Here is a 14,234-nt window from a genome sequence, read left to right on the forward strand (position 1 = left end):
TTGCCCTAAATTGCCTACTGTCGAGGATTATCCGGCACGCAGTGCGGCGATCGCCTCAGTCGTGAGGGTATCAATCGCGGAATGATCGCCCACCCAGCTGGTTTCAGTTTCACTCAGCCAGAGCAAATATTCGATATTGCCCGCTGGTCCCAATAGCGGTGACCACGTCAGTCCCTGACCTTGCCAGCCCAACTCCTGAGCCGACTCCAAGACTTGAGCGATCGCCGTCACATGGTCTTTGCGATCGCGCACCACACCACCCTTGCCGACTTTCTCGCGCCCGACTTCAAACTGAGGCTTCACCAGCAGGATTAGTTCGCGGGGCGATCGCAATAGCTGCGCGATTGTGGGCAGAACCTTGGTCAAAGAAATGAATGAGAGGTCAGCTACCGCAAGATCCGGCCAGGTATCTTCAGCAGCGTATAAGTCTGTTGGCTGGAGATTGCGAATATTGGTGCGTTCCCTCAGCACAACTCGCGGATCGGTGCGAATTTTCCAATCCACTTGCCCATAACCAACATCGACGCCGTAGACCTTGCTGGCACCAGCTTGCAGCAGGCAATCAGTGAAGCCACCGGTGGAAATACCTGCGTCCAGGCAGATGCGATCGCTGAGAGCGATCGGGAACGTGGCTAGAGCCTTTGCTAGCTTCTCTCCCCCCCGAGAGACGAAAGGTGGCTTTGCCGCAACTTCAATCACGGCATCTTCAGCAACCAAGCTACCGGGCTTATCGACAACAGTTTGGGCAACGCGCACTTCGCCAGCCCGAATCAGCCGCTGGGCCTGCTGGCGTGAAGGACAGAGGCCGCGATCGACGAGTAGGGCATCTAAACGGTGCTTGGCCACAAATTTCGGAGGGAGTACATGCCCCAATTATCGGAGCTGTCTCCCTCCAACCAAAGAACTGATTTAGTAACAGCCCAATACTGTGAGGATGTAGCTGGAGCCCACGGCATCGATGCCACCCAAATTGACGTTGACTTGAAAGGGCTGGCTGTCGCGTCGGGGAAGACCGGTCAGCTCCTTGGAAAGATTGCTGGGTAAATACAGGCTGCCGCTAAAACTTTGGTCAACGGTACCGTTGCTGTACTTGAGATTGAGGCCTGCCTGATAGGTGGTGTTGCCGCTGGTGGACTGCACTCTTGCAACGTAACGTCGAAAAGTTGCATCGGCTGGAACGGCAAAGTCTGTATTCCAGTTATCCCGAAAGAAAGGACCTGCGCCTCCCGGCGTTACTGTTTTCGTCACCGATGTGCCGCTGCCACCCACGACCTGGAGGGGTGTGCAGTTGGCTTGAGCTAATAGTGCAGGCGAACTAGGGAGCGTACTGGGGAATAACAAAGCCAGAAGCAGGGCGGTCGACATGGAGCTATTCCTCACACAGGGAGCCTTGACCCCTAATTTAGAAGGCTAGTCCACCTAGTGGGTAAGGCCGTGGATCAGTCTGAAAACCGCTACCGCGATCGCCAGGCTGAGGGAAAGTGTCTAACGAAGTTGGTAGCGCTGCTTTCCCTCAGTGCCGGGAACTCAGAAACAGCCTGCGACGGTCAAGCTATAGGTGGAGCCGACGGCCCTCAGCCCTCCGAGATTGACGTTGATTTGAAACGGCTGGCTATCGCGTCTGGGCAGCCCAACTAATTCCTTAGAACCATTTCTCGGGAGATAGAAGCTGCCATTGAAGGTCTGATCAAACGTGCCGTTGCTGTACTTGAGATTGAGGCTGGCTTGATAGGTCGTATTGCCACTGAGGGATCGAATCGTTGCAACGTAGCGGCGGAAGTTGGCATCCGTGGGCACGGCAAAGTCTGTATCCCAGTTGTCCCGAAAGAAAGGACCTACTCCGCCAGGTGTGACTGTTTTAGTGACTGATGTACCGCTGCCGCCCACGACTGGGAGTGGTGTGCAATTAGCTCGGGTAAGCAGCATGGCGGGCGAACTAGACAAGGTGGGGAGTAAGAGAGCCAAAACCAAGGCAGTTGACATCAGGCCACTTCTCAAAGGGGTTGCTGTGCACTTAATTTAAAGTCGCTAATGGACCGATTGGGAGCAGGGAGCATTTGGGTCCGGAAATCTCTACCGCGATCGCTCTCGCCCAGCAACGTTCAACAGTGAGAGGATTACGAAATGCAAGGGACAAGCTTAGGAAATTCTGCGGGAGAGTAGCCATCCATGCTCTCGCTGGCAAAATACGAAGCAAGTTTCTTGTGGCCAGAGAATAAAAACCAGCTCTGGCGCTGTCCCGGTCCTAGCTTCAGTGAGGAGGATCCCATGGAGCAAGCGTTCGGTAACTGCTACGAAATCTTTGGGCGCCAACTGGTTCGCCTCAAAGATCAGCCTGAAGACATGCCCGACTTTGTCTTGGAATACTGCCATGGCGATCGCTGCTGGGTGCGACAGCAAGCCTGGGGCAGAACCATTAATCTCGGGATTCAGCGATCGCAGATCATCGGTTTGGATTAGCGCAAGGCGATCGGGCAAAGCCGTAAGATAGGAAAGCTGTATCCGTCGACACCAGCCTTGATCGAGCGTTATACGCTGCCTGCCATGGGCAGCCTTTGGACTGACACCTACAAGCTCAAAACCTGGCTGCAGGTTGAGATTGCCGTCTGTGAAGCCCAAGCAGAGCTTGGCTACATTCCAGCCGATGCAGTTGAAACGATCAAGGCGAAGGCCAACTTCGATCCGGCCCGAGTGCTCGAGATCGAGAAGGAAGTCCGTCACGACGTTATTGCTTTCCTGACCAACGTTAATGAATACGTTGGTGATGCAGGTCGCTACATCCACCTCGGCATGACCAGCTCGGATGTGCTGGATACAGGCCTAGCCCTGCAAATGGTGGCCAGTGTCGATCTGCTCTTGGCAGAAACCGAGAATTTAATTCAAGCAATTCGCTGGCAAGCCCAGCAGCATCGCGAAACCGTGATGATTGGCCGCTCCCACGGCATTCACGCTGAGCCGATCACCTTCGGCTTCAAGCTGGCGGGTTGGCTGGCAGAAATGCTGCGTAACCGCGATCGCTTGGTGCAAGCCCGCCAGTCCGTGGCAGTGGGCAAAATTTCGGGTGCTGTCGGCACCTATGCCAACATCGAGCCGCGCGTCGAAGCCCTGACCTGCCAAAAGCTGGGTCTGGAACCGGATACAGCCTCGACTCAGGTGATCAGCCGCGATCGCCATGCGGAATATGTCCAAGTCCTTGCCCTAGTTGCAGCGTCTCTTGAGCGCTTCTCCGTCGAGATCCGCAACCTACAGCGATCGGACGTACTGGAGGTTGAAGAATTTTTCGCCAAGGGTCAGAAAGGCTCCTCGGCAATGCCCCACAAGCGCAACCCGATTCGTTCAGAGCGGGTCAGCGGTTTGGCGCGGGTGGTTCGCGGCTATGCCGTGGCCGCGCTGGAAAACGTGGCACTCTGGCACGAGCGGGATATCTCCCACAGTTCTGTGGAGCGGATGATGCTGCCTGACTGCTCGGCTACCCTCCATTTCATGCTGGTGGAAATGACCGAGCTGGTGAAAACCCTGCAGGTCTATCCCGAAAACATGACCCGCAACCTCAATCGCTATGGCGGGGTGGTCTTCAGCCAGCGCGTGTTGTTGGCTTTGGTAGATAAAGGGCTGAGCCGCGAAGAAGCCTATCGGATTGTCCAAAGCAACGCCCACAGCGCTTGGAATCGGGAAGGTGGCGATTTCCGCGCCCTGATTGAAGCAGATCCGACCGTTCAGGCTCACCTCAGCGCTGCCGAGATTGAAGACTGCTTCGCAGCTCAACATCATCTCCGCCACTTGGATGATGTCTATCAGCGCCTCAATATTTAGCGCTGATTAACACTCCAACTTCAGCAAGGCACAGGGCCACCTCCAGATGTTCTCCAACATGGTTTTAAAGTTGGCAGCAGCACTGAGTGGTCTTGTGCTGATTTTGTTTGTGGGCTTTCACTTAGCCACCAACCTCTTGCTGTGGCGGGGAGCCGATGCCCTCGATCGCGCGGCGATCGCACTCCACAACCAGCTCTGGCTCCCTGTAGCTGAAGTCATTGTGCTGGGGGCGATCGCCGTTCATTTTTTGACCGTGCTGATGCTGGCTTGGCGCAATCGGCAAGCGCGCGGCACTCAAGCCTATGCGCAATGGCAGAGTAAGCAAACTAGCTGGCTGCAGTGGGCTGCCACCTCTACGGTTTTTAGTGGGTCAGGGTTGGCGCTCTTTCTGATGCTTCATCTCCGCCACTTTCGCTGGACACCCCATGATCCAGGCGATACTGCTGCACTTGTCATCCAGACGTTGCACAAGCCGATGCTCGCGATTGCTTACGGTTTGGGCGCAACTTTTTTGGCACTGCACCTCAGTCATGGTCTCCGCAGCTTAGTCCGGAGCTTGGGGTTGTTCTACCCGAAGTGGGCAGGGGTGGGGCAACGCTTGGCCATTGCGATCGCGATCGGGCTGGGACTCGGCTTTAGCAGTCTCAGTGTTTTGGCGATTGGACTACCGTGAGCGGCCTTCCATCCAATCGCGCTAGCCCTACAACTGCTCTGCGTGGAAGTGGAGGTGATCGTCGATGAAGCTGGCGATGAAAAAGTAGCTGTGGTTATAGCCCGGTTGGTAGCGCAGGGTGAGTGCTTTACCTGCTGCTTGAGCAGCTTGCTCTAGGTTCTGCGGCAATAGTTGACCTGCCAGAAACTCATCAGCTTCGCCCTGGTCGACGAGGATGGGTCGATCCCAAGCACTGGTTTTCAGGCATTCGCAGGCATCGTAGGTCAGCCATGTTCTGCGATCGCTCCCCAAATAGGTCGTCAGGGCTTTTTCACCCCAAGGACATTGGCTGGGTACAGCGATCGGCGCAAACGCTGACACCGATCGATAGCGATCGGGATTGTTCAGCGCCAGAGTTAACGCACCGTGACCGCCCATTGAATGACCAAAAATACCTGCGCGATCGCCATTAATCGCGGGAAACTCAGCAGCGATCAAAGCGGGCAACTCATCACGAACGTAGGTCGCCATTTGGTAGTGCGATCGCCAAGGATCTTGGGTCGCATCGACATAAAAGCCCGCGCCTTGACCAAGATCCCAGCCTGCATCATCAGCCACATCCGATCCCCGTGGACTGGTATCCGGTGCCACGATCGCTAATCCTAGTTCCGCCGCACCGCGCTGTGATCCTGCTTTGGTAACGAAGTTTTCATCCGTGCAGGTCAAGCCCGAAAGCCAGTAGAGTACCGGCACTGAACCCTGCTCAGCCTGCGGTGGCAGGTAGACCGAGAATGTCGTCTCACTGTTGAGCGCCGTTGATTGAACACGGTAGCGCTGCTGCCAGCCGCCAAAGCTACGGTGCGAAGAAAGCAGTTCCATGGCGTCTAAAAGGTGATGACGGTGCGGATCACTTTGCCAGCGTGCATATCCTCGAAGGCTTCGTTGATTTCCTCGAGGGGGCGCGTTTCGGTGACGAACTCATCGACCTTGATTTGACCGTTGAGGTACTGATCGACATAACCCGGTAGTTGGCTGCGACCTTTGACGCCGCCGAAGGCACTGCCGCGCCACACCCGTCCAGTCACCAGTTGGAAGGGACGCGTCGAAATTTCTTGACCTGCACCGGCCACCCCGATGATCGTTGATTCGCCCCAGCCTTTGTGGCAGCTTTCCAACGCAGCGCGCATCGTGTTGACGTTGCCGATCGCCTCGAAGCTGTAGTCGACGCCGCCATCCGTCAGCTCAACAATCACCTCTTGAATCGGTCGATCGTAGTCTTTGGGATTAATGAAGTCAGTCGCACCCAACTGCTTGGCAAACTCCGCTTTGTCAGGGTTGATATCGATCGCCAGAATCCGACTTGCTTTGGCCAGCACTGCCCCCTGGATGACGCTGAGGCCGACACCACCCAGCCCAAAGACAGCGACGGTCGATCCTGGCTCGACTTTAGCGGTGTTCAGAACCGCGCCGAGGCCAGTGGTGATGCCGCAGCCCAGTAAGCAGACTTTGTCGAGGGGGGCTGCCGGATTGATTTTTGCGATCGCGATCTCGGGCAGCACCGTGTACTCCGAGAAAGTCGACGTGCCCATGAAGTGATAAATCGGCTGGCCATTGAGGCTAAACCGGCTGCTGCCGTCTGGCATTAAGCCTTTGCCTTGGGTTGCACGAATTGCTTGGCAAAGATTGGTTTTGCCCGATTTGCAGAATTTGCACTCGCCACATTCCGGCGTGTAGAGCGGAATGACGTGATCACCCACGGCGACGGAAGTGACGCCCTCACCGACTTCAACGACCACTCCTGCGCCTTCATGACCGAGGATGCAGGGAAAAATTCCTTCAGGATCCGCGCCGCTCAGCGTAAAGGCATCGGTGTGGCAAACGCCTGTTGCCACTAACTTGACCATGACTTCGCCAGCTTGCGGTGCCTGGACATCAACCTCTTCAATCGTCAGCGGTTGACCCGCAGCCCAAGCAATCGCAGCGCGTGATTTCATCCGTTCAGTTCTCAGCAGAGACCACTACTACTATCGCCCGAAGTGCTGGCGGGAACATCACAGCAGGTCGCCGTACTCCTGTAGCAAAGCGATCGCGTCTGCGCACTGTTGTCGAGATGCGTGGCCGTCGTTGAGTTACTGCTGTCCGATCGCCACAAGGGTCAGGATTCAGAAGTAGTTCTAGGCAGAGTCGCAGAGTCCGGATCGGCTATTTGGGATGACGGGAGGGTGAGTGGTCTATCCTCACGCGATCGCAATTAAAAGCGTGAACCCGGCTGTTGCAGAAAAGCCAGCTCTTCTGGAGTAGAAGGGCGGTCTAGGATTGCGTTGCGATGCGGAAAACGGCCGAACCGCACAATAATCTCGCGGTGTTGATGGGCATAGTCGATCGCACCTGTATGGATTGGGTCATCGCCCAGTGCTTCAAACAAAGCAACTGCCCGATCTTGATCAGCGAGATTTTCGCTGTGTTCTAGCGGCAAGTAGACAAACCAACGCTGTACTGGTATCAGTTGCTGATCCCAGCCTTTGGCTAGACAGTGGTTGGCGATCGCTAGTGCTAATTCATCAGTGGCAAAGGCTTCAGGGCGATCGCGGAAACAGTTGCGTGGCACTTGATCAAATAAGAGCAGCAATGCCAGTGCCTGTTGCGGTGTGGCGATCGCCTCTAAATCAATTCCCTCTGCGAGGACTTGCTCGTATAGCCCCAAGAAGCGATCGCGCATCTCGGCATCAAAGGCCTCGGACTTCTGGAACCACGGCGATCGTGGTTGCCCATAGTCTGAATCGGTGGGCTGGCCGAACCAAAAATCGAGGAGTGCTTGTGCAGCGTCAGCAGTGATCATCAGCGGCGGGCTTGAATCAGTCCCTCCTGTTGTAAGTGGTCGAGCAGTCCGCTGCAGGCATCGAGCAGCAGATTAATTACATAACGAAATCCTTCAGGTCCACCGTAGTAGGGATCAGGAACCTCACGATCGCTAAATTCGCGGCAGAACTCGCACATGCGCCGCACTTTGTGGCGATACTCACCCGCGCGATCGAGGGCCAAAATATCTTCGTAGTTCTCGTCATCCATCGCCAAAATCAGGTCAAACTGCTCAAAATCCGTGCGATGAAACTGGCGGGCTTTGCCCTGCATCGCGATGCCTTGCTCCCGAGCAGCAGCCGTCATACGGCGATCGGGCGGATTGCCGACGTGATAACTGGCAGTGCCAGCAGAGTCGCAGCGCACGACGCGATCGAGTCCTGCTTCGGTCAGCAAGTGATTCATGATGTTTTCTGCCGACGGCGATCGGCAGATGTTGCCCAAGCAAACGAACAGCACTTTGACAGTCATTGCAAACTCTCTCTGCGATCGCGACCAACCTAAACAGCAAAAGCGGGGAGACCTTGCGATCGCCCCGCCATCCTTCACTCCAGTCAGGGACTAGAGGCCGGGGATGCCCAAACCAGCCGTCAACTCTTCCATCTTTTCTTTCATGGCGGCAGTGGATTTTTGGTAGGCGTCTTTCATCGCCGTTGCCACCAGCTCAGAAAGCACTTCCGCGCCTTCATTCAGAGCCTCAGGAGCAATTTCAGCCCGCAGCGGTTCTTGGTTGCCGCTGACCCAAACCTTGACCAATCCACCTTGGGCTTGGCCTTCGATTTCCATGTTGTTGAGGTCTTCTTGAACTTGTTTGGCCCCTTCTTGCACTTGCTGCGCTTTTTTGAAGGCATCAGCAAGCTCTTTCATTTTTCCGAGGCTGAAGCCGAACCCTTTTCCCGCCATAGTGCGTGTTGATCTCCGAAATTGTGTTGGGCTGCCAAGACCCAACTTTACCACCGCCCTTGATCCCCGCCACGCTGCTCAGTCTGACCCTGCGGTGACATGCCCCAATGCCATACTCAAGTTGGCGGTTGACCCGGGCAGACGAGGTTTTGGAAGTCACATTGATAGATCGTGGGTTTCTGCCAGCTCAGAGGAATTTCCAGCAGATCCCGTGCGCCAGTGACTCCTTGACCCAAAAACAGGGCAGCAGCGGCAATATTCAGCACGATATGCAAAATCCGCCAGCGAGGAAAGCGTTGAATTTCAGGCAAGGTTGCGAGAGCAAAGATCATCAACAGCACCAGAATGATGCCGTAGTAGTAGTGCGAAACCAACGCTTCATAGTCCCGTTTGAAGACTTCAGGTTGTTGCCCTAAAGCGACGACCCCAAAACCGGTGAGGATGGCAAATAAAGCGCGGGGGAGACGAAGATCGCGCGGTGTTTTGGGGCGGATCAAAAAGAGGGTCGCGATCGCCACCAAAGAGCCGACCCAAGCGAGAATCAGTGCCACCAGTCGCGCTGTGCCACCTGTAAATTCGGCAGCACCGACTTCTACAAACTTCGAAAAAATTGGATAGCCAATGCCAAGGAGCGAGACAATAACGACGCCTGTTGTCAGCCAGCGACCTGCTTGACTATGCTCTTGCCCAACGCTGACAGGAATTTTCGATTTCGCATCCGATGGGCTGAGTCGGCGCTGACGTGTCAGCCAGGCCTGCCGCAACACCACCCCCAGAATCGGATAAATCACAACGACAGCGATCGCAGGGTGGAGTATCGCCCACCAATCTAAAAATTTCATGAGTTAATGCCCAGAGCATCCCATGGAGCGGATAATAACCGTCCCATCACGTTAATGTGGGCACATTAACGCCGAAAGATTAAGAGAAAATGACAAGGCCAATCAGCAGGCAACCGTCCCTGCCCCCGCTGGCCGCTCTTTGGCACTGGCTTCTCCAAAACCGACAGATCCCTACCTTCTTTGCGCTTGGGGTACTGCTGTCGCTGCTCACCCTACAAGTCGCTTGGGTACTGGGTGAACCACGGATCAATCAGTTTTTTCAAACTCTCGATCGCTGGCAGCAGCGTCCTCCTGCTTGGTTGCAAACGCCAATGGAAGGGCTCTGGGCTTGGAGTTGGCCCTGTTTACTCTTAGTTCTCCTCTGGGTCATTACCCGCCTTTGGAAGCGGCCGAGTTTTTGGCCCCGGCTCGTTGTGGTCGGTATTCTGGCGCTACTGACGGTGCGCTACCTGCTGTGGCGATCGCTGTCGACGCTCAACGTCTCGACGCCCTTGAATGGCAGTTTGAGCTTAATGCTCTACGGCATGGAACTGCTGTTGCTGGTTACTGGTCTCATCCAGCTGCTGCTTAGTGTGGCTGCCCGCGATCGCCAAGCGCAAGCCGATCAGTATGCAGTAGTGGTTCAGCAAGGGCACTATCAACCCCATGTCGATATCTTGGTGCCCACCTACAACGAGCCGGTTAGCTTGCTGCGGCGGACCCTCGTGGGTTGTTTGGCGCTGAATTACCCAGCCAAGACAGTCTATGTACTAGACGATGGCGATCGGCCCGAAGTAGCGGCTCTTGCGCGGCAATTAGGCTGTCGCTATCAGACGCGCTGCGATCGCGAGGGTGCGAAAGCCGGCAATCTCAACGCTGCCTTACCGAATTGCCAAGGCGAACTGATCGCAGTGTTTGATTCGGACTTCATTCCCCAAAAGACTTTTCTGGTGAGAACTGTCGGATTCTTTCAAGACCCACGCGTTGGGTTGGTGCAAACACCTCAAAGTTTTTATAACCCTGACCCGATCGCCTACAACCTCGATTTGGCAGCAGAGATTCCGCCTGAAGATGAAATCTTTTATCGGCATGTTCAGCCAATGCGGGATGGTGTCGGCAGTGTCGTCTGCGTTGGGACATCTTTTGTGGTGCGGAGACAAGCCCTCGAAGCAATCGGTGGCTTTGTCACTGAGTCCCTCTCGGAAGACTATTTCACCGGTATCCGTATCGCAGCATCGGGCTACCAGCTGATTTATCTCAATGAAAAGCTCAGTCAGGGTCTGGCTCCCGAAAGCTTAGCGGCCTACGCCAAACAGCGCCTGCGTTGGGCGCGCGGCACTCTGCAGGCATTTTTCATCCAAGCCAACCCGCTGACCATTGCTGGTTTGAACCCGCTCCAGCGGCTCGGGCATTTAGAAGGACTTCTGCATTGGTTCTCCAGCCTGCCGCGCATCCTGTTTCTGGTAATGCCGCTGGGGTATGGCATTGGGATCATGCCGGTGAAGGCCACGGGGCCGGAACTGCTCTACTTTTTACTCCCCATCTATCTCGGACATCTGACGGTCTTCAACTGGTTGAACCGGCGATCGCGATCGGCTCTACTCTCTGAAATTTATTCCCTCGTCTTAGCGGTACCACTGGCAGTCACTAGCTTGCAGGCGCTCATCCAGCCTTTTCGGTGTCAGTTTTCTGTGACACCTAAGGGATTGCGTCAGGATCGTTTCTTCTTTAATTGGGCTTTAGCTTGGCCCTTGCTAATTCTGTTCGCGGCTACTTGGGTCAGTGTAGGGCTGAATTTGCGGCAATTTTGGCTGCTGAGTCAGCAGGCTGATGGCGCCCAGATGCGGGGCTTGGGGCTCGGTCTCTGGTGGGCGGGCTACAACTTGGTTTTGCTGGCCGTTGCTCTGCTAGCCCTTTGGGATGCTCCACGCGATGGTCGCGAAGCGATGATTACTCACCCTCTAACTTTGGATCTGCAAACCGATTCAGGGGAGGTGCTGACGGTGCGCAGTCAAGCACAAAGTGAGGCAGTCATTCGCCTTGAGAGCAAGCTGGTTCTACCCGAAGGATCTCTAACCTTGACTCGCTTGGGGAATCAGATGTTCTCCGTTCCGATTCAGCGCTGCGATCGCGATGCCCAAGGGACTTGGCTGTGGCTCACCCCTCAGACTGCTGATCAAAACCGGCTGATTGAAGCCATCTACTGTCATGCAACTGAGTATCGTCGCTGGGAAAGTCCGGGTGAACGGCGATCGCTGTTCTTGATTTTGAAAACCTTACTCTGGCCGCCGATTCTCCGATCGCGGCAGCGGCCAGCCCAACTGGGTCGGTTGTTGGTAGAGGCGCCGCAGCGTTTCTAGATCACGCTCTGTCAGCTGGATATTGCGGCTCGATTGAGCCACATACATTACATCTTCAGGCTGATCACTGTGCCCCCAGAGGCCAAAAGCATGGCCCAATTCGTGGCGAGCGGTGGAAACGAGTCCTGCAAAGCCCTGTGTGAGGCCAAGGTCAATTCGGTAGCGCGGCAAGGCACGATCGCCTTCGCGATAGAACAGCAGCGTCGTTTCTGCTGTGCGGGCGCGATCGAGTTGCCCTTCTGCATTCCGGCGTAGAGGTGGGCTCCGTCGCCAAATACTGATATCAGCTTTGGCTGGATCGCTGACCAGTTGCAGGTCAAAGTAGGGTTGCCAGTCTGCCAAGGCTTGATTGACTGCTTGCTGCCATTGTTGTTGCCGTTGTTCCTCAGCCGTACTGCCCAAACTAGCGGGTTCAACATAGACGCAGAGTGGCGACACGGCCCACACTAAATAGCCGTAGCGACTCGGCGCGATCGCCTCTAGGTAATGATTGCCAGTCTGCGGTAAATCAGCCCAGCTTGCAGGTAGGGGGTGCACCTGCTGGGCGATCGGTACTTCCGTACTGCTCGACAAGAGTTGTCGACTGCGATCAATTTGACAGCGATTGCTTGGCGGAGCCGAGTGACTCGCGAGTGGCAGGATAGTTGCAGCGATCGCCAGCAACACTGATGCAATCCAGCCGAGTCGCCAAATCTGCGATCGCCGCCTACGCACAGGACTAGCCAGCGGCGCGATTGAGCCAGCCTGCACTGAGCACAATCGTCAGTGACAGGAAGAGGGTGAACAGCGTCCAAGTCACGCGATTGAGCGTACTCTCAGCGCTTTTGGCACTGGTAAACAGTTGTCCTTGGCCACCAATGCCGCCCAAGCCATCGCCCTTGGGGCTATGGAGCAGCACCAGCACTACGAGGCCAGCCGCCGAGCCCATCCAGACGTATTGCAGGATATTTTGCAGCATGGGTTCAAAACAGAAGTCACTAGACTCCTACTTTAACTGGCGTCCGCCCCTGCTTGACCTCATAAGCAGCCGCTTCAATCATCGAACGCCCTGTCATTTCTGGCGGTTGCGGCAATCCGAGCAGTTGCAGGATCGTCGGCGCGATATCCGACAGACGACCATCTTTCCGCAGGGGAACATCTGTGCCGTAGCCCGGTAACTTGCGCTGCTCACCCTCGACCAAAATGAAAGGCACCTGATTGGTGGTGTGGGCCGTCCAAGGCTCACCGTTTTCGTCCCACATGTATTCCGCGTTGCCATGGTCAGCGGTGATCAAAGCGGTTCCGCCAGCCATGTTGATGGCACTGACCAATCGGCCTAAACATCGATCGACTGCTTCAATCGCCTCCACGGTGGCCCCCATTTTGCCGGTGTGACCCACCATGTCGGGGTTCGCGTAGTTGATCACAATCAGGGAATAAATGCCCTTGTTGATCGCTGCGATCGCCGCATCCGTCACTGCAGCCGCCGACATTTTGGGTGCGCGATCGTAGGTGGCGACCATCGGGCTAGGGATCAGCTCCCGATCTTCACCTGGGAAGGGCTCCTCAATACCGCCGTTGAAGAAGTAGGTGACGTGTGGATATTTTTCAGTTTCTGCGGTGCGGAATTGCCGCAGGCCGTGGTTGGCAATCACCTCACCCAGAATGTTGGTCAGGTTTTGTGGCTCAAAAGCCACCGGCACATTCAGGTTGGCGTCGTATTGGGTGAAGGTGACAAAGGCCAGCGGCTGAATCAGATCCCGCTCAAAGCCCTCAAACTCTGGCTCCACAAAGGCGTAGGTTAGCTGGCGGGCGCGATCGGGACGGAAGTTGAAAAAGATCACTCCATCTCCGGGTGCGATCGCCCCCGGAGCAAGCCGCGTCGGTTCGACAAATTCATCGGAAACCCCTTTGGCGTAGGTTTCTTTCAACACTTCAGTGGCTGTTTGGCCGCAACCTTCACCATCAATCGTGAGCAATTCGTAGGCCTTGCGCACCCGATCCCAGCGGCGATCGCGATCCATGGCAAAGTAGCGACCGCAAAGAGTAGTCAACTGACCCACGCCTGTGGCTTCAATCAGTCGCTCAATTTTGGCGATACAGTTCACCCCTTCCGTGGGGTTGGTATCACGACCATCGGTGATGGCATGGATACAGACCTCTTGAATGCCCTGAGCCGCTGCTAACTTCAGCAGGCCCCCCAAGTGATCGAGGTGGGCATGCACCCCACCATCTGAACAAAGGCCCAGCAAGTGTAGCTTGCTCCCATGCTGCCGGACAGCCTTGCAAGCATGAACTAGGGCAGGGTTTTCAAGAATACTGCCATCTTCAACGGCATCGGTGATGCGAACCAATTCCTGCGGCACAATGCGCCCAGCACCAAGGTTGAGATGTCCCACCTCGGAATTCCCCATCTGACCATCGGGCAGTCCGACGTCCTTGCCAGAAGTGCGAATCAGAGTACTGGGGTAAGCCTCCCAGAGCGCATCCATAATCGGCGTCTCTGCCGTACGAATCGCGTTGCCTTCCGTAGCGTTGCGATATCCCCAGCCGTCAAGGATGACGAGGACAACAGGCGAAATGGAAGCATCCAACATAGCTAACCGTTAAACTCCGTTAGCAGTAACTGAGTGGATCTTGGAAGGATCTCAAGGCCACCAGCGTAAGCCAATCATAGCAGCAGGACTTTGCACTTCTAAATAAAACCTAAAGAAGCCCAGTAAGACGGATGATCAGACTGCAAGTCCTGCCCCAGCCCGTCGATGCTGCTCTTCTAACTGATAGGATTCGACGGATTTAAGAACAGTCTGAAGGATAATAATCTGAGAAATTAAAGGGATTTAGCGC

The 14,234-nt window shown here is 55.5% G+C and carries 16 protein-coding genes; 4 read left to right on the forward strand and 12 right to left on the reverse strand.

Annotated features, from left to right (window positions below; all coding sequences use genetic code 11):
* Positions 1–27: 27 nt before the first annotated feature.
* The 3 genes from DOP62_RS11270 to DOP62_RS11280 form a co-directional block, all read right to left on the reverse strand.
* Entirely contained in the window at positions 28–846 is an 819-nt protein-coding gene (locus tag DOP62_RS11270; protein ID WP_208674863.1) for a TlyA family RNA methyltransferase, read from the reverse strand.
* Between the two features lie 63 nt (positions 847–909).
* On the reverse strand, positions 910–1,365 hold the full coding sequence (locus DOP62_RS11275; RefSeq protein ID WP_338441442.1) for a hypothetical protein: 456 nt from the start codon (positions 1,363–1,365) through the stop codon (positions 910–912).
* Positions 1,366–1,527: 162 nt separating this feature from the next.
* The gene (locus tag DOP62_RS11280) at positions 1,528–1,983 is read right to left on the reverse strand and encodes a hypothetical protein (protein ID WP_208674865.1); all 456 of its coding nucleotides are present in this window, start codon (positions 1,981–1,983) and stop codon (positions 1,528–1,530) included.
* A gap of 186 nt (positions 1,984–2,169) precedes the next feature.
* Here DOP62_RS11280 and DOP62_RS11285 point away from each other — a divergent pair, with 186 nt between their 5' ends.
* From DOP62_RS11285 to DOP62_RS11295, 3 genes are read left to right on the forward strand one after another with little or no spacing between them, the layout of a single operon-like run.
* Complete coding sequence (locus DOP62_RS11285) at positions 2,170–2,460, forward strand: hypothetical protein (RefSeq protein ID WP_261789922.1); 291 nt, start codon at positions 2,170–2,172, stop codon at positions 2,458–2,460.
* A gap of 57 nt (positions 2,461–2,517) precedes the next feature.
* Positions 2,518–3,813 carry an adenylosuccinate lyase gene (gene purB / locus DOP62_RS11290; RefSeq protein ID WP_208674867.1) on the forward strand — a complete coding sequence of 432 codons (1,296 nt, stop codon included), beginning with the start codon at positions 2,518–2,520 and terminating at the stop codon, positions 3,811–3,813.
* 58 nt (positions 3,814–3,871) lie between these two features.
* Positions 3,872–4,486, forward strand: coding sequence for a succinate dehydrogenase cytochrome b subunit (locus DOP62_RS11295; RefSeq protein ID WP_261789923.1), 615 nt, complete (start codon positions 3,872–3,874; stop codon positions 4,484–4,486).
* 27 nt (positions 4,487–4,513) lie between these two features.
* On the opposite strand, the gene fghA is transcribed toward DOP62_RS11295, so the two are convergent.
* The 6 genes from fghA to DOP62_RS11325 form a co-directional block, all read right to left on the reverse strand.
* Entirely contained in the window at positions 4,514–5,344 is an 831-nt protein-coding gene (gene fghA / locus DOP62_RS11300) for an S-formylglutathione hydrolase (protein WP_208674871.1), read from the reverse strand.
* Between the two features lie 5 nt (positions 5,345–5,349).
* On the reverse strand, positions 5,350–6,459 hold the full coding sequence (locus tag DOP62_RS11305) for an S-(hydroxymethyl)glutathione dehydrogenase/class III alcohol dehydrogenase (protein WP_208674873.1): 1,110 nt from the start codon (positions 6,457–6,459) through the stop codon (positions 5,350–5,352).
* A 257-nt stretch (positions 6,460–6,716) separates the two neighbouring features.
* Complete coding sequence (locus tag DOP62_RS11310) at positions 6,717–7,304, reverse strand: DUF924 family protein (protein WP_208674875.1); 588 nt, start codon at positions 7,302–7,304, stop codon at positions 6,717–6,719.
* Complete coding sequence (locus tag DOP62_RS11315; RefSeq protein ID WP_208674877.1) at positions 7,304–7,795, reverse strand: low molecular weight protein-tyrosine-phosphatase; 492 nt, start codon at positions 7,793–7,795, stop codon at positions 7,304–7,306. The genes DOP62_RS11310 and DOP62_RS11315 overlap by 1 nt, the downstream gene beginning before the upstream one ends.
* A gap of 90 nt (positions 7,796–7,885) precedes the next feature.
* Positions 7,886–8,227, reverse strand: coding sequence for a YbaB/EbfC family nucleoid-associated protein (locus DOP62_RS11320; protein ID WP_208674879.1), 342 nt, complete (start codon positions 8,225–8,227; stop codon positions 7,886–7,888).
* 116 nt (positions 8,228–8,343) lie between these two features.
* The gene (locus tag DOP62_RS11325; RefSeq protein WP_208674881.1) at positions 8,344–9,069 is read right to left on the reverse strand and encodes a DUF4079 domain-containing protein; all 726 of its coding nucleotides are present in this window, start codon (positions 9,067–9,069) and stop codon (positions 8,344–8,346) included.
* 89 nt (positions 9,070–9,158) lie between these two features.
* Between DOP62_RS11325 and DOP62_RS11330 the strand changes: the two genes are divergently transcribed.
* Positions 9,159–11,408, forward strand: a complete 2,250-nt coding sequence (locus tag DOP62_RS11330) for a glycosyltransferase family 2 protein (RefSeq protein ID WP_208674884.1) — start codon at positions 9,159–9,161, stop codon at positions 11,406–11,408.
* On the opposite strand, the gene DOP62_RS11335 is transcribed toward DOP62_RS11330, so the two are convergent.
* Genes DOP62_RS11335 through gpmI form a run of 3 tightly spaced genes read right to left on the reverse strand, consistent with a single transcriptional unit; the run spans position 11,325 to position 13,984 of the window.
* Positions 11,325–12,122, reverse strand: a complete 798-nt coding sequence (locus DOP62_RS11335) for a matrixin family metalloprotease (RefSeq protein ID WP_261789924.1) — start codon at positions 12,120–12,122, stop codon at positions 11,325–11,327. The genes DOP62_RS11330 and DOP62_RS11335 overlap by 84 nt on opposite strands.
* A 4-nt stretch (positions 12,123–12,126) precedes the next feature.
* Entirely contained in the window at positions 12,127–12,366 is a 240-nt protein-coding gene (gene secG / locus DOP62_RS11340; RefSeq protein ID WP_208674889.1) for a preprotein translocase subunit SecG, read from the reverse strand.
* A gap of 19 nt (positions 12,367–12,385) precedes the next feature.
* Complete coding sequence (gene gpmI, locus DOP62_RS11345; protein ID WP_208674891.1) at positions 12,386–13,984, reverse strand: 2,3-bisphosphoglycerate-independent phosphoglycerate mutase; 1,599 nt, start codon at positions 13,982–13,984, stop codon at positions 12,386–12,388.
* Positions 13,985–14,234 lie beyond the last annotated feature (250 nt).

The organism is Synechococcus elongatus PCC 11801 (assembly GCF_003846445.2).
GTDB lineage: Bacteria > Cyanobacteriota > Cyanobacteriia > Synechococcales > Synechococcaceae > Synechococcus > Synechococcus elongatus_A.

Bases quoted from the DNA above. Each gene is read 5' to 3' on its own strand.
- DOP62_RS11275 (WP_338441442.1), bottom strand. From the start codon at position 1,365: ATGTCGACCGCCCTGCTTCTGGCTTTGTTATTCCCCAGTACGCTCCCT.
- DOP62_RS11280 (WP_208674865.1), bottom strand. From the start codon at position 1,983: ATGTCAACTGCCTTGGTTTTGGCTCTCTTACTCCCCACCTTGTCTAGT.
- DOP62_RS11285 (WP_261789922.1), top strand. From the start codon at position 2,170: ATGCTCTCGCTGGCAAAATACGAAGCAAGTTTCTTGTGGCCAGAGAAT.
- DOP62_RS11295 (WP_261789923.1), top strand. From the start codon at position 3,872: ATGGTTTTAAAGTTGGCAGCAGCACTGAGTGGTCTTGTGCTGATTTTG.
- fghA (WP_208674871.1), bottom strand. From the start codon at position 5,344: ATGGAACTGCTTTCTTCGCACCGTAGCTTTGGCGGCTGGCAGCAGCGC.
- DOP62_RS11305 (WP_208674873.1), bottom strand. From the start codon at position 6,459: ATGAAATCACGCGCTGCGATTGCTTGGGCTGCGGGTCAACCGCTGACG.
- DOP62_RS11310 (WP_208674875.1), bottom strand. From the start codon at position 7,304: ATGATCACTGCTGACGCTGCACAAGCACTCCTCGATTTTTGGTTCGGC.
- DOP62_RS11315 (WP_208674877.1), bottom strand. From the start codon at position 7,795: ATGACTGTCAAAGTGCTGTTCGTTTGCTTGGGCAACATCTGCCGATCG.
- DOP62_RS11320 (WP_208674879.1), bottom strand. From the start codon at position 8,227: ATGGCGGGAAAAGGGTTCGGCTTCAGCCTCGGAAAAATGAAAGAGCTT.
- DOP62_RS11325 (WP_208674881.1), bottom strand. From the start codon at position 9,069: ATGAAATTTTTAGATTGGTGGGCGATACTCCACCCTGCGATCGCTGTC.
- DOP62_RS11330 (WP_208674884.1), top strand. From the start codon at position 9,159: ATGACAAGGCCAATCAGCAGGCAACCGTCCCTGCCCCCGCTGGCCGCT.
- secG (WP_208674889.1), bottom strand. From the start codon at position 12,366: ATGCTGCAAAATATCCTGCAATACGTCTGGATGGGCTCGGCGGCTGGC.
- gpmI (WP_208674891.1), bottom strand. From the start codon at position 13,984: ATGTTGGATGCTTCCATTTCGCCTGTTGTCCTCGTCATCCTTGACGGC.